Origin of the sequence: Massilia phyllosphaerae, from assembly GCF_034659755.1 — a bacterium.
Lineage (GTDB): Bacteria > Pseudomonadota > Gammaproteobacteria > Burkholderiales > Burkholderiaceae_D > Telluria > Telluria phyllosphaerae.
This window is the reverse complement of the sequence record NZ_JAXSQX010000001.1, coordinates 1,338,348-1,354,197: the sequence shown is the minus strand read 5'-3', so window position 1 is coordinate 1,354,197 and position 15,850 is coordinate 1,338,348. Positions and strand designations below refer to the sequence as shown.

The following is a 15,850-nucleotide window of genomic DNA, read 5'->3' as shown; positions in this document are numbered from 1 at the left end:
CTAGCCGCCCGTGGACGGCTTGGCCGCCGCCTTCGCTTCGGCAGCCTTGATCAGCCCCGTCACCTGGTCGGCGACCTCGTTCGGCACGGCGACCGACAGCTGGTAATGCAGGATCTCGAAGCCGCCGGCCGTCTTGCGCAGCACCCCGCTGGCCATGCAGTGGCCCATGTTCTCGGTATCGAGCAATTCGTCGAACCAGACCAGCTTGCCGTCGTCGGACACGTGGACGTTGCGCCGTGTGGCGTGGAATACCCAGGCCGCCTTCTTGCCCTCGAAGTACTTGCGGCCCCACGCGCGGAAGGCCTCGCGTTGCCACAGCTCGCTGCGGTCGGTGCCGATGTAGACGCCGTCCGCCGCCATCTTGTCGAAATACACCATGCGCGCGTGGGCGGCATCGTCATGCCAGCCGTCGACGAAGGCATTCACTTGTTTGACCAGGGCAGGATCGGGCTGGGCGGCCTGGACCGCGCTGGTCAACAATAGACAGCATGCCAGCAGCAGGGATTTCATCATGGCGTCGACCTTTGTCGGAAAATACATATTGTACTTTTGAAATGTAACCGGTCGTGCAAGTTGTTGAACGGCAGCCGACTTGGTGTACATTTGTTCGGTATTGAATTGTAAACTCCTCACGAACGGATGACATACATATGCGATATCCGATTCAAGCCGGCACCTTAATGCTGGCATTCGCCGGATGCCTGGCAGCGGTGGCCCAGGAACCGGACGCATTGGCCCTGCAGGACAAGCCCAAGGTGCCGTTTTCCCTGAAGTTCAAGGATGACGCGATCGCCAGGGCCGTGCGCGAGACGGTGGCGGAGTCGAAGGAGATGGAAAAAGCCAGGGAAGGCACCACCTCGGCCGCCCTCAGCCGGAGGGGAGTTCTGAAGGGCGACCAGTACGACACATTCGGCCGCCAGTTCTCGGAAGCGCAAAAGCCTTCCTGCCTGGGACCGGATGCATTGAAGCACCAGCCGGCCGGATTCACCTACGGCGGCTGGAACTTCAGCCTGGGGCCGCTACTCACCCTGCCGTTCTGGACCGCGGCGGTGGTGCGCGGCAAATGCAGGTAGACCGGCGCAGCCAGCAGCAGGAGCAGGAGGCGCCGGATCAGGCCTTCGGCAAGTCAGCCAGGATCTGCTCGGTGCTGCGTACCCGGCCCATCAGCGGGAACATGTTCTGGACGGCCCACTCGTGCGCGCCTTCGCCGATCGACGACATCGCATCCTCGGCGAACACCAGGTCGTAGCCGAGGTCGTGCGCCACGCGCGCGGTCGACTCGACGCCGATGTTGGTCGCGATGCCGGTCAGGACGATGTCCTTGACGCCGCGCCGGCGCAGGATCTGGTCGAGTTCGGTGGCGTGGAACGCACCCCACTGGCGCTTGGTCACCAGGAAATCACCCTCCTGCATGCCGGCTTCCGGCACGATGTCGCTCGGGTTCGGCGGAATCACTTTCAGCCCCGGCAGCGCGCGGTCGGCTTGGTGGGCCGTCAGTTCGCCGACGCTGACGCGTACGTAGACGATGGTGGCGCAGGCGGCGCGGAAGGCGTCGGCCAGGCGCACCGAGTTGGCGACGACCTGCGACGGCGGATATGGCGCCAGTTCACGCGCGACATTGCCGTGCTGGAGGTCGATCAGGACCAGGGCGGTGGTGTGGGGATTCAGGTTGGTCATACGGACTCGCAAAAAGAAAGTGGGGGTCTCCCTGGCCGTGGGTGTGCAAGGGAAGGTGCGAGGATAGCAAAAGATTCACCCGCGCGTGGGCGGCGCCCCGGTTACGGCCTCAAGCGCGCCGCGCCACCTCCAGCCGGCGCACGTCCGGCGCCTGCACCGTCGCGCGCGGCATGCCGAGCGCCACCGCGAACGGCAGCAGGAAGGGCGTCAGGTCCCATACGATGCGCCCATCGGCATGCCCGGTGACGGCCGCATGCAGCCCCGGCAGCAGCATCAGCACCAGCAGGCTGCGCAGGGAGCGGATGCGCTCCGGCGCGTCGCGCAGTCCGGCCAGGGCCAGCGGCAGCACGAAGCCGGCGCAGGCGCCAAGCGACAGCAGCAAGTTCAGGCTGCCCAATCCGCTACGCTCAGCCGCTGGCACGATCCCGAGCATGCCCGGTGCCAGCCAGACCTGCAGCAGCACGATGCTGCCGATGGCGAGCGCCAGCGCCGCACCGATGCGCGCCCGGCTCACCTTCCCGCTGGCCGCCAGCCAGGCCAGCAGCAGGATGTCTTCGGCGCGGATCGCGGTCCCGGCCAGCGCCGCGGCCAGGGCCAGCCCGGGCCGGCCGGTCAGTACGCCGCACACGAACAGCATGCGCATGCAGATCGAACCCGGCTCGGCCAGCACCGCCCGCGCATACCACACGGTTGGCAGCGACAGGATCACCAGCAGGCCCGCAGCCAGCGCGCGCTGGCTGCCGAAGCCGAGGCGGCGCACGGTGGCGGTGGCCAGCACCGCGGTTACCGTGACGAACAGCCAGTTGAGGGTGGCGAATACGTGGTGCAGTTCGCCCGGCAGCACGCTGGCCAGGGCCGGCAGACCCAAACGATAGGTGAACGGCGCCGCCAGCACCGGCAGCGGTGCCTCGCCGCGCAGCCAGTGCGCCAGCTCGAGATAGGCGGAGGATTCGGCTTCGGCGGCGCCCCAGCGGCCCATCATCATGAACAGTGCCAACAAGGCGTAACCACCGATGACGAGGGGCCAGTTGAAAAAGCGTGGAATGCGGACTACGTTGCCTGAGGGGTGCGTCATGCTGCCTGGACGGAGTTCGGATGCCTTCAGCATAGCCAAGCGCTGCATTTCCGTCCATTTTGCGCGTGCGGCAGGGAGCCGGGCAACCTGGCATGCATGCGTTCACTCGCCTACGCGCATGGAATCGTGGATAATCGCGTGCATGAACGATACTACCCAATCCCAAACCCAAGCCACCGAGCAAGCCACTGAGCAAACCCCGGTGCAAGCCCCTGCCCTGCCCGACCGCCTGTCGATCGACCCGAAGAGCCCGCACCACAACGCCGAAGTCTTCAAGCGTCCGGTCGGCATCCGCTTCAACGGCAAGGAACGCGTCGACGTCGAGGAATACTGCATCAGCGAAGGCTGGATCAAGGTTGCCGCCGGCAAGACCGTGGACCGCAAGGGCCGTCCGATGCTGATCAAGCTGAAGGGCACGGTCGAGCCGTACTACCAGGACTGATCTTTTATATCTTCAAAACCAAAGACGGCCGCCGGAGCAATCCAGCGGCCGTTTTGCTTGCGGCGCCCGATTCAGGAGCCGCGGGTGCTCCGTTACAAAGCGTGGATTTTCGGCAAATATATTGTGTTACCTTGCCGTACGACACGTTTACAGCACCGGTCATTCACTTGCCGAAGAGAAAAAGGAGCCAGTTTTGATTTTCCTGTTGGCCGCGCTCATGTCGGGCTATGCGCTCGGCAGCTTCCTGCCCAAGAACTGGAAGCCATATGCCTTGTGTCTTCCCGTCAGCCTGCTTGTCTATTTCGTGACCAACGCGGCGGTTTCTGCGGTATCGCAGGGCGAAGTGGCATTTCCCAATCCCGGGCTGTCGCTCGCCGCCGGCGTACTGCAAACCCCGATCCTGATGCTGGGTGTCTGGCTCGCGCAGCGCAAAGCGAAACGCGCCGGTTACGGGAACTGATCGTTCCGGTACATAACAAAAAAGCGAGCCCGAAGGCTCGCTTTTTTGTTGACGCTTAAAGCCGATTAACGCTTAAAACCGATTAACGCTTGTCCAGTTCCGGCACATCGCGGCGCGGCGCACCGACGTACAGCTGGCGCGGACGGCCGATCTTCTGTTCCGGGTCGGCGATCATTTCGTTCCACTGGGCGATCCAGCCGATGGTACGCGCCATCGCGAAGATACCGGTGAACAGCGAGACCGGGATGCCCAGGGCCGACTGCACGATACCCGAGTAGAAGTCGACGTTCGGGTACAGCTTGCGCGACACGAAGTATTCGTCGTTCAGGGCGATCTTTTCCAGTTCCATGGCCAGCTTGAACAGCGGATCGTCCTGCAGGCCCAGCTCTTCCAGCACTTCGTGGCAGGTTTCGCGCATCAGCTTGGCGCGCGGGTCGAAGTTCTTGTAGACGCGGTGACCGAAGCCCATCAGCTTGACACCCGAGTTCTTGTCCTTGACCTTCTCGATGAAGGCCGGGATGTTCTCGACGGTGCCGATTTCCTTCAGCATGTTCAGTGCGGCTTCGTTGGCGCCGCCGTGTGCCGGGCCCCACAGGCAGGCGATGCCGGCAGCGATACAGGCGAACGGGTTGGCGCCCGACGAACCGGCCAGGCGGACGGTCGAGGTCGATGCGTTCTGCTCGTGGTCGGCGTGCAGGATCAGGATGCGGTCGAGGGCGCGCACCAGCACGTCGTTGACCTTGTACTCTTCGCACGGGTTACCGAACATCATGTGCATGAAGTTCGCGCTGTACGACAGGTCGTTGCGCGGGTACATGAACGGCTGGCCGACCGAGTACTTGTATGCCATGGCGACCAGGGTCGGCAGCTTGGCGATCAGGCGGATGGCCGAGATTTCGCGCTGCTTGGCGTCGTTGATGTCGAGCGAGTCGTGGTAGAACGACGCCAGCGCGCCGACGGTACCCACCAGCACCGACATCGGGTGCGCGTCGCGGCGGAAGCCGCGGAAGAAGAACTGCATCTGCTCGTGGATCATCGTGTGCTTGGTCACGGTGTCGCTGAACGTTTCCTTCTGTTCGGCGTTCGGCAGTTCGCCGTTCAGCAGCAGGAAGCAGGTTTCCAGGAAGTCGCAGTTCACGGCCAGCTGCTCGATCGGGTAGCCGCGGTACAGCAGCTCGCCCTTGTCACCGTCGATATAGGTGATCGCCGACTGGCAGGCAGCGGTCGACATGAAGCCCGGGTCGTAGGTGAACTCGCCGGTCTGGCCGTACAGCTTGCGGATATCGATGACGTCCGGGCCGATCGTGCCCTTGTAGATCGGCATGTCGATCGACTTGCTGCCGTCCGAGAACGACAGGGTGGCTTTGGTATCAGAGATGTTCATGTCACTTCCTTCTTTGGGTTAGTTTCGCTTACGCTTGCCGCAGGCGCGCCACCAGGGCATACACGTGCGGCAGGTCGACCTCGCCTTCGGGCTCGGCGCGGCCCAGCAGCAGGTCCATCAGCGGATTGTCCGCCAGGTCCAGCAAACGGGTCAGTGCATCGACTTCCTCGTCCGTCAATTCTTCTTCATGCGCGTCCAGGAAGCGCGTGAGGATGAGGTCGTTTTCCAACAGGCCACGGCGTGCACGCCAGCGCAGGCGGGCGCGGTTGGCGGGGTCGGATTGATGCGCGTTTTGGGGCAGAGTCACACGAGAGTCCGTTGTTCGGTCAACACTATACTCCGGCTGCCCGGTATGGACAGTACGGTAGTTCTACTGTATTTATTAGCAACAATTTAGGCGCGATATCTTCCGAAATATACCTGTTCGCGGAAGATGGCGGCTTTTCGTAGGGTGGACGGCTCTGCCGTCCACGCGGTAATCGTTGGCGGCATCGTGCCGCGCACGACATCGGCGCCGTAGCGTATCACCGCGTGGACGGGACACCCGTCCACCCTACCCATTAAATCGCGCGGCGGACCAGCAATTCCTTGATCTTGCCGATCGCCTTGTTCGGATTCAGGCCCTTCGGGCACACGTCCGTGCAATTCATGATCGAGTGGCAGCGGAACAGGCGGTACGGGTCTTCCAGGTTGTCCAGGCGCTCGTTGGTCGCTTCGTCGCGCGAGTCGGCGATGAAGCGGTAGGCTTGCAGCAGGCCGGCCGGACCGACGAACTTGTCCGGGTTCCACCAGAACGACGGGCACGAGGTCGAGCAGCAGGCGCACAGGATGCACTCGTACACGCCGTCCAGCTCTTCGCGCTCGGCCGGCGACTGCAGGCGTTCCTTCTCCGGCGGGATCGACTCGTTGATCAGGAACGGCTTGATCGAGTGATACTGCTTGAAGAAGTTGGTCATGTCGACGATCAGGTCGCGCACCACCGGCAGGCCCGGCAGCGGACGCAGCACGATCGGCTGCTTCAGCTCGTTCAGGTTGGTGGTGCAGGCCAGGCCGTTCTTGCCGTTGATGTTCATTGCGTCCGAACCGCACACGCCTTCGCGGCAGGAGCGGCGCAGGGCCAGCGAGTCGTCGACGTCGGACTTGATGCGCTGCAGGGCATCCAGCAGCATCTTGTCGGTGTCTTTCAGCTCGACGGTAATGTCTTGCATATAAGGCTTCTGATCCTTGTCCGGATCGTAGCGGTAGATCTTCAGTTGGACTGTGCGTGCCATGTTTTACCTAAAAATTCGTTATCAATCGTGGATCAGAACGTGCGTGGCTTCGGTTTGAAGGTATCGACCGTCAGCGGCTTGGTCACCACCGGCTTGTAGTCGAGACGATTGCCTTCGGAGAAGAACAGCGTGTGCTTCATCCAGTTGTCGTCGTCGCGCTTTTCGTAGTCGCTATGGGCGTGGGCACCGCGCGATTCCTTGCGGGCCGCGGCCGAGACGACCGTCGCCTTGGCGACTTCGATCAGGTTGTCCAGTTCGATCGCTTCGATGCGGGCGGTGTTGAACACGCGCGACTTGTCCTTGAACGAGATGTGCTTGCGGCGCTCGTCCAGCTTCATGATTTCCTTGACGCCTTCGTCCATCAGGGCCTGGGTGCGGAACACGCCGCAGTGCTTCTGCATGGTGGCGCGGATGTCGTTGGCCACGTCCTGCACCTTTTCGCCGCCGGTCGAGGTCTCGAGCGCGTTCAGGCGGCCCAGCGCGTAGTCGGCGAAGTCCTTGGGCAGCGCGCGGTTGCCCTGCGCCTTCAGGTTCTGGCCGACGATGTGGTTGCCGGCCGCGCGGCCGAACACCACCAGGTCGAGCAGCGAATTGGTGCCCAGGCGGTTGGCGCCGTGCACCGAGACGCATGAGCATTCGCCGATCGCGTACAGGCCGTTGACGATCTTCTGGCCACCGGTGCCGTCAGGAGCGACGACCTGGCCGTGGATGTTGGTCGGGATGCCGCCCATCTGGTAGTGGATGGTCGGAACGACCGGGATCGGTTCCTTGGTGGCGTCGACGTTGGCGAACTTGTGGCCGATTTCCAGGATCGACGGCAGGCGCTTGCGGATGGTGTCCGCACCGATGTGGCGCAGGTCCAGCAGCACGTGGTCCTTGTTCGGGCCGACGCCGCGGCCTTCCTTGATTTCCTGGTCCATCGAGCGCGACACGAAGTCGCGCGGCGCCAGGTCCTTCAGGGTCGGCGCGTAGCGCTCCATGAAGCGTTCGCCGTTCGCGTTGATCAGGATGCCGCCCTCGCCACGCACACCCTCGGTGATCAAGACGCCCGCGCCGGCCACGCCGGTCGGGTGGAACTGCCAGAATTCCATGTCCTGCAGCGGCAGGCCGGCGCGTGCCGCCATGCCCAGGCCGTCGCCGGTGTTGATGAAGGCGTTGGTCGACGCGGCGAAGATACGGCCGGCGCCGCCGGTGGCGAACACGGTCGTCTTGGCTTGCAGCATCATGACGTCGCCGGTTTCCATTTCCAGCGCGATCACGCCCAGCACGTCGCCGTCGGCGTTGCGGACCAGGTCCAGTGCCTGCCATTCGACGAAGAAATGGGTGCGCGAGCGGACATTACGCTGGTACAGGGTGTGCAGCAGTGCGTGGCCGGTACGGTCGGCGGCGGCGCAGGCGCGCTGCACCGGCTTTTCGCCGAAGTTGGCGGTGTGGCCGCCGAAGGGACGCTGGTAAATGGTGCCGTCCGGGTTACGGTCGAACGGCATGCCGAAGTGTTCCAGCTCATACACGACCTTCGGGGCTTCGCGGCACATGAATTCGATGGCGTCCTGGTCGCCGAGGTAGTCGGAACCCTTGACGGTGTCGAACATGTGCCAGTACCAGTCGTCTTCGCTCATGTTGCCCAGCGATGCGCCGATGCCGCCCTGTGCCGCGACCGTGTGCGAACGGGTCGGGAACACTTTCGACAGCACGGCCACGTTCAGGCCGGCTTCCGACAGTTGCAGTGCGGCGCGCAGGCCGGAACCGCCGGCACCGACGATGACGACGTCAAAGTGACGGGTAGGAATTGCAGAATTGAATGCTGCCACGATTACACGCTCCAGAGAATTTGCACAGTCCATGCGGCGCAGGCGAGCAGCCACAAGATCGTCAGGGACTGCAGGGTCAGGCGCAGGCCGACCGGTTTGATGTAGTCCATCCAGATGTCACGGATGCCGACCCACACGTGGTAGAACATGCCGAAGAAGGTCACCATGGTGAACAGCTTGAACCACTGGCGCGAGAACAGCCCGGCCCAGCCTTCATAGGTGAAATTCTGGCCGGTCAGGAAGGAAACCAGCAGGACGATGGTGAAGACCGCCATCAGGATCGCGGTCAGGCGCTGGGCCAGCCAGTCACGCATGCCGTAGTGGGCACCGACGACGAGGCGGCGCTGGCCGATATTCTTTTTGGTATCAAAGCCTTGCATGATTAGAACACTCCGAACAGTTTCAGGGCCACCAGCAGGGTCAGGACCAGGCTGATGGTCAGCACCCAGCGTGCGGTTTTCTGCGAATCGTCCTTGTCCAGGGCGATGTGGTTATCCATGAACAGGTGGCGGATACCGGCGGTAAAGTGGTGCAGGTAAGCCCAGGACAGGCCGAGGATGACGATCTTGGTCAGCGGGTGGCTTACGACACCGGCGAAGTGCTTGAAGGTGCCTTCCGACAGCAGGCTTTGCTGGAAGAGGTACAGCAGGAACGGCAGGAACAGGAACAGGCCGGCGCCACTGACGCGGTGCAGGATCGACACGAGCGCCGACGGCGGCTGTTTGTAGTACCCGCGGTACGTGATATCGCCAAAGTCGACATTACGGATAACGGGCCGGCCCTTTTTCTGAGCCTCTCTCACGGCTTCGGACATTGCAACACCTCCATTAATACTGACAAATTTATCGAACCCAGTTTACTTTGATTTTGCGACCTGCCCAGCACTGTTTCCAGCATCTGGTGGGAACGTCGACTGGGCCTTGCCAACGCTTTCCCAAAACCAAGGCATTGTAATCGCTACCAGCGATAAGTGCACCAGCATAGAGCTAGCGCAAAAAACATTCAGGACAATTCGTTTTGGTAATGATGCTGCGCAGTCAAGTACAGTCCGCGACGCAACTCTACCGCCTTGTCTCCATAGGTAAACGACACCCGGTCCACGCACAGCAGCGGCGTTCCCGGTGTCACTTTCAGCAATTCCGCATTCGCCTCGTCGGCCGCCACCGCACGGATCTTTTCGCTCGCGCGGATCATGCGTGTGCCGAATTCCGACTCGAACAGGCCGTACATCGGCCCCTTGTACTCGGCCAGGCGTTCCATCGTCAGGCCCTTGAACAGCTGGCCCGGGAGCCACAGCTCTTCCAGAATGGTGGGCGCGCCGCCGAAGGACAGCAGGCGCTTCACGTAGACGACCGCATCGCCCGACTTCAGGTCGAGCAGGCGCGCCACCTCGGCGGCCGCGCGCACGCGCTTGACCTCGATATACTGGTGATCGGCCTGGTGCGGCACGCCTTCGTCCGGCATCAGCTTCAGGAAGCGGAAGTGGGCGCGCGCTTCGTGGTGGGAGGCGACGAAGGTGCCCTTGCCCTGGCGGCGCACCACCAGGTTTTCGGCCGACAGTTCGTCGATCGCCTTGCGCACGGTACCCTGGCTGACCTTGTAGCGGCCAGCCAGCTCGACTTCACTGGGGATGAGTTCGCCCGGTTTCCACTCGCCCGACTGCAGGCTCTGCGTGATGAGGGCCTTGATCTGCTGGTAGAGCGGGGAGAAGGTCGGCGACGGTACGGGTGCCTGGGCCGTTCCGGGAGCAGCGTTGCCGGCGCCTATGGATGGCGTGCCATTGCTGTTCGGATTGGACGATGCTGGGTTCATAGAGGGAGATTTTTTCACAAATCACCTGCCCCGTCCAGTGCGAACACGGCAAAGTTATGTGTCTTATATAAGACATATGATATGAATTGACAGATGGAATAGCAGAGGAATACACTCCCGGTCGACCGGGTACGGGCTCCCCCTGTTGGCACGGCGCCGCATACCTGATTTTTTGGAAACCGCTTTTGGTATCATTGCAGTTTTCGTGAACCTGCAACGTTGACCCCGAGTACTCAACAGTACCTTTTCCCACTTTTGGAGATTCATCATGGCTAAAACCCCAATGCGCGTCGCCGTGACCGGCGCGGCCGGCCAGATCGGCTATTCCCTGCTGTTCCGCATCGCCAACGGCGACATGCTGGGCAAAGACCAGCCGGTCATTCTGCAGCTGCTCGAGATCGACAATGAGAAAGCCCAGAAGGCCCTGAAGGGCGTCATGATGGAAATCGACGACTGCGCGTTCCCGCTGCTGGCCGGCATGACCGCCCACAGCGACCCGATGGAAGCGTTCAAGGACGCCGACGTCGCCCTGCTGGTCGGCGCCCGTCCGCGCGGTCCGGGCATGGAACGCAAGGACCTGCTGGAAGCCAACGCCCAGATCTTCACCGTGCAGGGCAAGGCGCTGGACGCCGTCGCTTCGCGCGACGTGAAAGTCCTGGTGGTCGGCAACCCGGCCAACACCAACGCCTACATCGCGATGAAGTCGGCCCCGAACCTGCCGGCCAAGAACTTCACCGCCATGCTGCGCCTGGACCACAACCGCGCCCTGTCGCAAGTCGCGGCCAAGACCGGCAAGGCCATCGCCGACATCGAGAAGATGGTCGTCTGGGGCAACCACTCGCCGACCATGTACGCCGACTACCGCTTCGCCACCGCCGGCGGCGAGTCGATCAAGGACCTGATCAACGACCAGGAATGGAACGCCAACACCTTCCTGCCGACCGTCGGCAAGCGCGGCGCCGCCATCATCGAAGCGCGTGGCGCCTCGTCGGCAGCCTCGGCCGCCAACGCAGCGATCGACCACGTGCGTGACTGGGTGCTGGGCACGGATGGCAAGTGGACCACCATGGGCATCCCGTCGGACGGTTCGTACGGCATCCCGGAAGGCATCGTGTTCGGCTTCCCGGTGACCACCGAGAACGGCGAGTACAAGATCGTCCAGGGCCTGGAAATCGATGAGTTCTCGCAAGATCGCATCAACAACACCCTGAAAGAACTGACCGAAGAGCGCGCCGGCGTGGCGCATCTGCTGGGCCAGTAATATTCTGCAGCCCGCGTAATAAGCACGTCATCCCGCGTAGGCGCAAATGATGCCCCCGGCATCATTTGCTCCAAGTTCTGCGTGCAGCTCGGCTGTGCAAGCAACTTGGGTTCCCGCCTGCGCGGGAACGACGGCAGTTTCAAGGCCGACGTTACTTTAGTAAGTTATTAGCCATGCATCCTTCCGAGGTTTTATTCCAGGGTAAACGCCAGCCAGCGCTGCTCCCCGCCTGCGACCACTACGCCGGCAGCGAGAAGCTGATGCGCAAATCGATGGCCCTGCAACAAGAGCTCGGGCCCGTATTCGACATCACCTTCGACTGCGAAGACGGCGCCGCCGCCGGCCGCGAGCGCGAGCACGCGGAACTGGTCGCCACCCTGCTGAACGAGGTCGGCAACCGCCACAAGCGCATCGGCGCGCGCCTGCACGACCTGCACAGCCCGCACTTCCAGCAGGACGTCGACATCATCGTCGGCGCCGCCGCCAGGCAGCTGGCCTACGTGGTGCTGCCCAAGCCCGAGGGCGTGGCCGACGTGCTGCGCGCCAAGGAAGCGGTCAAGCGCGCGGCCGACAAGGCCGGCCGCCCGGACCTGCCGGTGCACGTATTGATCGAGACCCACGGCGCCCTGCACCAGGTGTTCGAGATCGCCGCCCTGCCCCAGGTCGAGTGCCTGTCCTTCGGCATCATGGATTTCGTGTCGAGCCACAACGGTGCGATCCCGGCCGCCGCGATGCGTACGCCGGGTCAATTTACCCATCCCCTGGTAGTACGGGCGAAGCTGGAGATGGTTGCGGCATGTCATGCGTTCGACAAGGTCGCCTCCCATAATGTGACGACGGATATCAAGGACAGTGCGGTTGTCGCCAACGACGCCACCCGCGCCGCCGGTGAATTCGGTTTTACCCGCATGTGGAGCATCCACCCTGACCAAATCAAGCCGATCATCAAGGCTTTCACACCGCGCCTGTCGGAGGTGAACGAAGCAACCAACATCCTGCTCGAGGCGATGGCAGCGAATTGGGGACCGATTGCCCAGCATGGCCGCTTGCACGACCGCGCCAGCTACCGATATTATTGGACGGTGTTGCAGCGCGCTAAGCTGGCCGGTCTTGCGTTGCCGGATGCCGCAGCGGCAATCGTCAATCAACCGGAAACCATCTGATGGCCCTCACCCCCAAACCTTTCGCTGCCGCATGCGCGCTTGTCTCCACACTCGCGTTCGCGGCTGCCGGCCTGTGCACACCGGCATCCGCTGCACCCGAACAGGAATCCCATCCCAAAGCCGTCAAGGTCCTGAAGGAAAAGCACCACAAGCCCTCGAAGAAGGCCAAGGAACAGCCGGCACCGGAAGTCGCGGCCGCCGAGGATGAGCCGGAACCGGACATCACCGACACCGTTGTCACCGACTACGCGTGCGAATTGAACAACAAGGTCACGATCTACACCAACGCCCAGGACGACGGCCACATCGCGCTGCGCTGGAAGAACCGGCTGCACCGCCTGGACCGTATCGGCACCACCACCGGCGCCCTGCGTTTCGAGAATCCCAAGTTCGGCCTGATCTGGATCGGCATCCCGTCGAAGGGCATCCTGCTCGACTCGAAGCTGAACCGCCAGCTGGCCAACGAATGCAAGAACGCCCAACAGGCCAAGCCGCTGGTGGCGGCGGTGCCGGCGGCGGAAAAGAAAAGCTGAAGCCGGCGCCCCGGTGAAGGCGCCCGCTCCGTTTTAAAGTAGTTAACAAAATCCTCTACAAGGAGAATTCATGTCTCACAACACGTTTAACACGCTGAAGGACCTCCCGCTGAGCGCGGGCCAGACCGGCCAGTTCTACTCGCTGCCGGCACTGGGCGAGTCCCTGGGCGTGAACCTGTCGCGCCTGCCGGTGTCGATCCGTATCGTCCTCGAATCCGTGCTGCGCAACTGCGACGGCAAGAAGGTCACCGAAGAACACGTGCGCCAGCTGGCCAACTGGGGCCCGACCGCCCAGCGTACCGACGAGATCCCGTTCGTCGTCGCCCGCGTCGTGCTGCAGGACTTCACCGGCGTGCCGCTGCTGGCCGACCTGGCCGCCATGCGCAACGTCGCCGCCAAGACCGGCGCCGATCCGAAGAAGATCGAGCCGCTGGTGCCGGTCGACCTGGTGGTCGACCACTCGGTCACCATCGACCACTTCCGCACCCCGGACTCGCTCGACCTGAACATGAAGATCGAGTTCCAGCGCAATAACGAGCGCTACCAGTTCATGAAGTGGGGCATGCAGGCCTTCGACACCTTCGGCGTCGTGCCGCCGGGCTTCGGCATCGTCCACCAGGTCAACCTCGAGTACCTGGCCCGCGGCGTCATGAAGAACGGTTCGATGTACTACCCGGACACCCTGGTCGGTACCGACTCGCACACCACCATGATCAACGGCGTTGGCGTGGTCGGCTGGGGCGTGGGCGGCATCGAGGCGGAAGCCGGCATGCTCGGCCAGCCGGTCTACTTCCTGACCCCGGACGTGATCGGCGTGAACCTGACCGGTTCGCTGCGCGAAGGCTGCACCGCGACCGACCTGGTCCTGACCATCACCGAACTGCTGCGCAAGGAAAAAGTCGTCGGCAAGTTCGTCGAGTTCTTCGGCGAAGGCACCCGTTCGCTGTCGACCACCGACCGCGCCACCATCGGCAACATGGCACCGGAATACGGCGCGACCATGGGCTTCTTCCCGGTCGACGAAAAGACCGTCGACTACTTCCGCGGCACCGGCCGTACCGAAGAAGAACTGACCGCGTTCGAGAACTACTTCAAGGCCCAGAACCTGTTCGGCGTGCCGCAGGAAGGCGAGATCGACTACACCCGCGTGGTGCACCTCGACCTGTCGACCGTGACCCCGTCGCTGGCCGGTCCGAAGCGTCCGCAGGACCGTATCGAACTGGGCAACATGAAGTCGACCTTCACCGACCTGTTCTCGAAGCCGACCACCGCCAACGGCTTCAACAAGAGCCCGGACGACCTGAACAAGGTCTACGAAACGACCAACGGCGTGCGCGTGAAGAACGGCGACATCCTGATCGCCGCCATCACCTCGTGCACCAACACCTCGAACCCGAGCGTGCTGCTGGCCGCCGGCCTGCTGGCCAAGAAGGCCGTCGAGAAGGGCCTGACCGTCGCTCCGCACATCAAGTCCTCGCTGGCCCCCGGCTCGCGCGTGGTCACCGAGTACCTGACCGCCGCCGGCCTGCTGCCTTACCTGGACAAGCTGGGCTTCGGCGTGACTGCCTACGGCTGCACCACCTGCATCGGCAACGCCGGTGACCTGACCCCGGAACTGAACGCCGCGATCACCCAGAACGACATCATCGCCGCCGCCGTCCTGTCGGGCAACCGTAACTTCGAAGCGCGTATCCACCCGAACATCCGCTCGAACTTCCTGGCCTCGCCGCCGCTGGTCGTCGCCTACGCGATCGCCGGCAACGTCAACAAGGACCTGATGACCGAGCCGGTCGGCAAGGGTGCGGACGGCGTCGACGTCTACCTGGGCGACATCTGGCCGACTTCGCAGGAAGTGCAGGACCTGATGAAGTTCGCGATGAACTCGGACGTCTTCAAGGCCAACTACGCCGACGTCAAGGGCAACCCGGGCGCGCTGTGGGAAAACGTGTCGTCGGTGTCGGGCCAGGTCTATGACTGGCCGGAGTCGACCTACATCGCCGAGCCGCCGTTCTTCAGCGACTTCGAGATGACCCCGAAAGCCAGCGCCGCCGGCTTTACCGGCGCCCGCGCGCTGGGCGTGTTCGGCGACTCGATCACCACCGACCACATCTCCCCGGCCGGTTCGATCAAGGAAGACGGTCCGGCAGGCAAGTACCTGAAAGAGCACGGCGTGCTCAAGGCCGACTTCAACTCCTACGGCTCGCGCCGCGGCAACCACGAGATCATGATGCGCGGCACCTTCGCCAACGTGCGTATCAAGAACAAGATGATCCCGCCGAAGGCCGACGGTTCCGCAGTCGAAGGCGGCATCACCATCCACCAGCCGAGCGGCGAACAGATGTCGATCTATGATGCCGGCATGAAGTACATCGCGGAAGGCACCCCGACGATGATCTTCGGCGGCGAAGAGTACGGCACCGGCTCCTCGCGCGACTGGGCCGCCAAGGGCACCCAGCTGCTGGGCGTGAAGGCCGTGATCGCCCGTTCGTTCGAGCGTATCCACCGTTCCAACCTGGTCGGCATGGGCGTGCTGCCGCTGCAGTTCCTGGCCGACGACAGCGTCGAGACCCTGGGCATCACCGGTAACGAAACCTATGACCTGAAGGGCCTGGAAGGCGAAATCCGTCCGCAGATGCAAGCCGTGCTGGTGATCCACCGCGCGGATGGCACCATCAAGGAAACCTCGGTGCTGCTGCGTATCGACACCCCGATCGAAGTCGACTACTACAAGCATGGCGGCATCCTGCCGTTCGTGCTGCGTCAGCTGCTGGCTGCGTAATAGGGTGTTCGCTGCCCGCTTCGGCGGGAGAGGTCAGAGCCCGGTTTTTCAGTTAGGGCTCTGACCCCGGTTCTCAGCGGCAAACGCAAAAAGGGCTGGAACCTGTGAGGGTTCCAGCCCTTTTTATATTGCCAGCTCCACAAGGTCGCCCCTGCGAAGGCAGGGGCGACGTTCATACGTTA

17 protein-coding genes are annotated in these 15,850 nt (G+C 63.0%); 7 read left to right on the top strand and 10 right to left on the bottom strand.

Going from position 1 to position 15,850, the window contains the following annotated elements; all coding sequences use genetic code 11:
- Positions 1-513 (bottom strand): nuclear transport factor 2 family protein, encoded by a 513-nt coding sequence (locus tag U1H99_RS06020; protein WP_323140821.1) that lies wholly within the window; start codon positions 511-513, stop codon positions 1-3.
- A 167-nt stretch (positions 514-680) separates the two neighbouring features.
- Between U1H99_RS06020 and U1H99_RS06015 the strand changes: the two genes are divergently transcribed.
- Entirely contained in the window at positions 681-1,073 is a 393-nt protein-coding gene (locus U1H99_RS06015; protein ID WP_323140820.1) for a hypothetical protein, read from the top strand.
- Between the two features lie 37 nt (positions 1,074-1,110).
- On the opposite strand, the gene U1H99_RS06010 is transcribed toward U1H99_RS06015, so the two are convergent.
- Together U1H99_RS06010 and U1H99_RS06005 are read right to left on the bottom strand one after the other, a co-directional pair.
- Positions 1,111-1,677, bottom strand: coding sequence for an isochorismatase family protein (locus U1H99_RS06010; protein ID WP_323140819.1), 567 nt, complete (start codon positions 1,675-1,677; stop codon positions 1,111-1,113).
- 109 nt (positions 1,678-1,786) lie between these two features.
- Positions 1,787-2,752, bottom strand: coding sequence for a hypothetical protein (locus tag U1H99_RS06005; protein WP_323140818.1), 966 nt, complete (start codon positions 2,750-2,752; stop codon positions 1,787-1,789).
- 142 nt (positions 2,753-2,894) lie between these two features.
- On the opposite strand from U1H99_RS06005, the gene U1H99_RS06000 reads away from it, so the two are divergent.
- A complete protein-coding gene (locus U1H99_RS06000; protein ID WP_323140817.1) occupies positions 2,895-3,194 on the top strand; it encodes a DUF3297 family protein in 300 nt (99 codons plus the stop codon).
- 193 nt (positions 3,195-3,387) lie between these two features.
- A complete protein-coding gene (locus U1H99_RS05995) occupies positions 3,388-3,654 on the top strand; it encodes a hypothetical protein (RefSeq protein ID WP_323140816.1) in 267 nt (88 codons plus the stop codon).
- Between the two features lie 82 nt (positions 3,655-3,736).
- On the opposite strand, the gene gltA is transcribed toward U1H99_RS05995, so the two are convergent.
- The 7 genes from gltA to U1H99_RS05960 form a co-directional block, all read right to left on the bottom strand.
- On the bottom strand, positions 3,737-5,038 hold the full coding sequence (gltA, locus tag U1H99_RS05990) for a citrate synthase (protein WP_323140815.1): 1,302 nt from the start codon (positions 5,036-5,038) through the stop codon (positions 3,737-3,739).
- A gap of 28 nt (positions 5,039-5,066) precedes the next feature.
- Positions 5,067-5,345 (bottom strand): FAD assembly factor SdhE, encoded by a 279-nt coding sequence (locus tag U1H99_RS05985; protein WP_323140814.1) that lies wholly within the window; start codon positions 5,343-5,345, stop codon positions 5,067-5,069.
- A gap of 253 nt (positions 5,346-5,598) precedes the next feature.
- Positions 5,599-6,309, bottom strand: a complete 711-nt coding sequence (locus U1H99_RS05980) for a succinate dehydrogenase iron-sulfur subunit (protein WP_323140813.1) — start codon at positions 6,307-6,309, stop codon at positions 5,599-5,601.
- 32 nt (positions 6,310-6,341) lie between these two features.
- Positions 6,342-8,120: a succinate dehydrogenase flavoprotein subunit gene (gene sdhA, locus U1H99_RS05975; protein WP_323140812.1), complete on the bottom strand. Its 1,779-nt coding sequence runs from the start codon at positions 8,118-8,120 to the stop codon at positions 6,342-6,344.
- Positions 8,121-8,122: 2 nt separating this feature from the next.
- On the bottom strand, positions 8,123-8,500 hold the full coding sequence (sdhD, locus tag U1H99_RS05970; RefSeq protein WP_323140811.1) for a succinate dehydrogenase, hydrophobic membrane anchor protein: 378 nt from the start codon (positions 8,498-8,500) through the stop codon (positions 8,123-8,125).
- Between the two features lie 2 nt (positions 8,501-8,502).
- On the bottom strand, positions 8,503-8,934 hold the full coding sequence (sdhC, locus tag U1H99_RS05965; protein WP_185748605.1) for a succinate dehydrogenase, cytochrome b556 subunit: 432 nt from the start codon (positions 8,932-8,934) through the stop codon (positions 8,503-8,505).
- 188 nt (positions 8,935-9,122) lie between these two features.
- Entirely contained in the window at positions 9,123-9,932 is an 810-nt protein-coding gene (locus U1H99_RS05960; protein ID WP_323140810.1) for a GntR family transcriptional regulator, read from the bottom strand.
- A 268-nt stretch (positions 9,933-10,200) separates the two neighbouring features.
- Here U1H99_RS05960 and U1H99_RS05955 point away from each other — a divergent pair, with 268 nt between their 5' ends.
- The 4 genes from U1H99_RS05955 (at position 10,201) to acnA (ending at position 15,668) form a co-directional block, all read left to right on the top strand.
- A complete protein-coding gene (locus tag U1H99_RS05955) occupies positions 10,201-11,193 on the top strand; it encodes a malate dehydrogenase (protein WP_323140809.1) in 993 nt (330 codons plus the stop codon).
- A gap of 173 nt (positions 11,194-11,366) precedes the next feature.
- Complete coding sequence (locus U1H99_RS05950) at positions 11,367-12,356, top strand: HpcH/HpaI aldolase/citrate lyase family protein (protein ID WP_323140808.1); 990 nt, start codon at positions 11,367-11,369, stop codon at positions 12,354-12,356.
- Complete coding sequence (locus tag U1H99_RS05945) at positions 12,356-12,889, top strand: hypothetical protein (RefSeq protein WP_323140807.1); 534 nt, start codon at positions 12,356-12,358, stop codon at positions 12,887-12,889. Before U1H99_RS05950 ends, U1H99_RS05945 begins: the two co-directional genes overlap by 1 nt.
- 70 nt (positions 12,890-12,959) lie before the next feature.
- Positions 12,960-15,668 (top strand): aconitate hydratase AcnA, encoded by a 2,709-nt coding sequence (acnA, locus tag U1H99_RS05940; RefSeq protein WP_323140806.1) that lies wholly within the window; start codon positions 12,960-12,962, stop codon positions 15,666-15,668.
- The last annotated feature ends 182 nt before the right edge of the window (positions 15,669-15,850 follow it).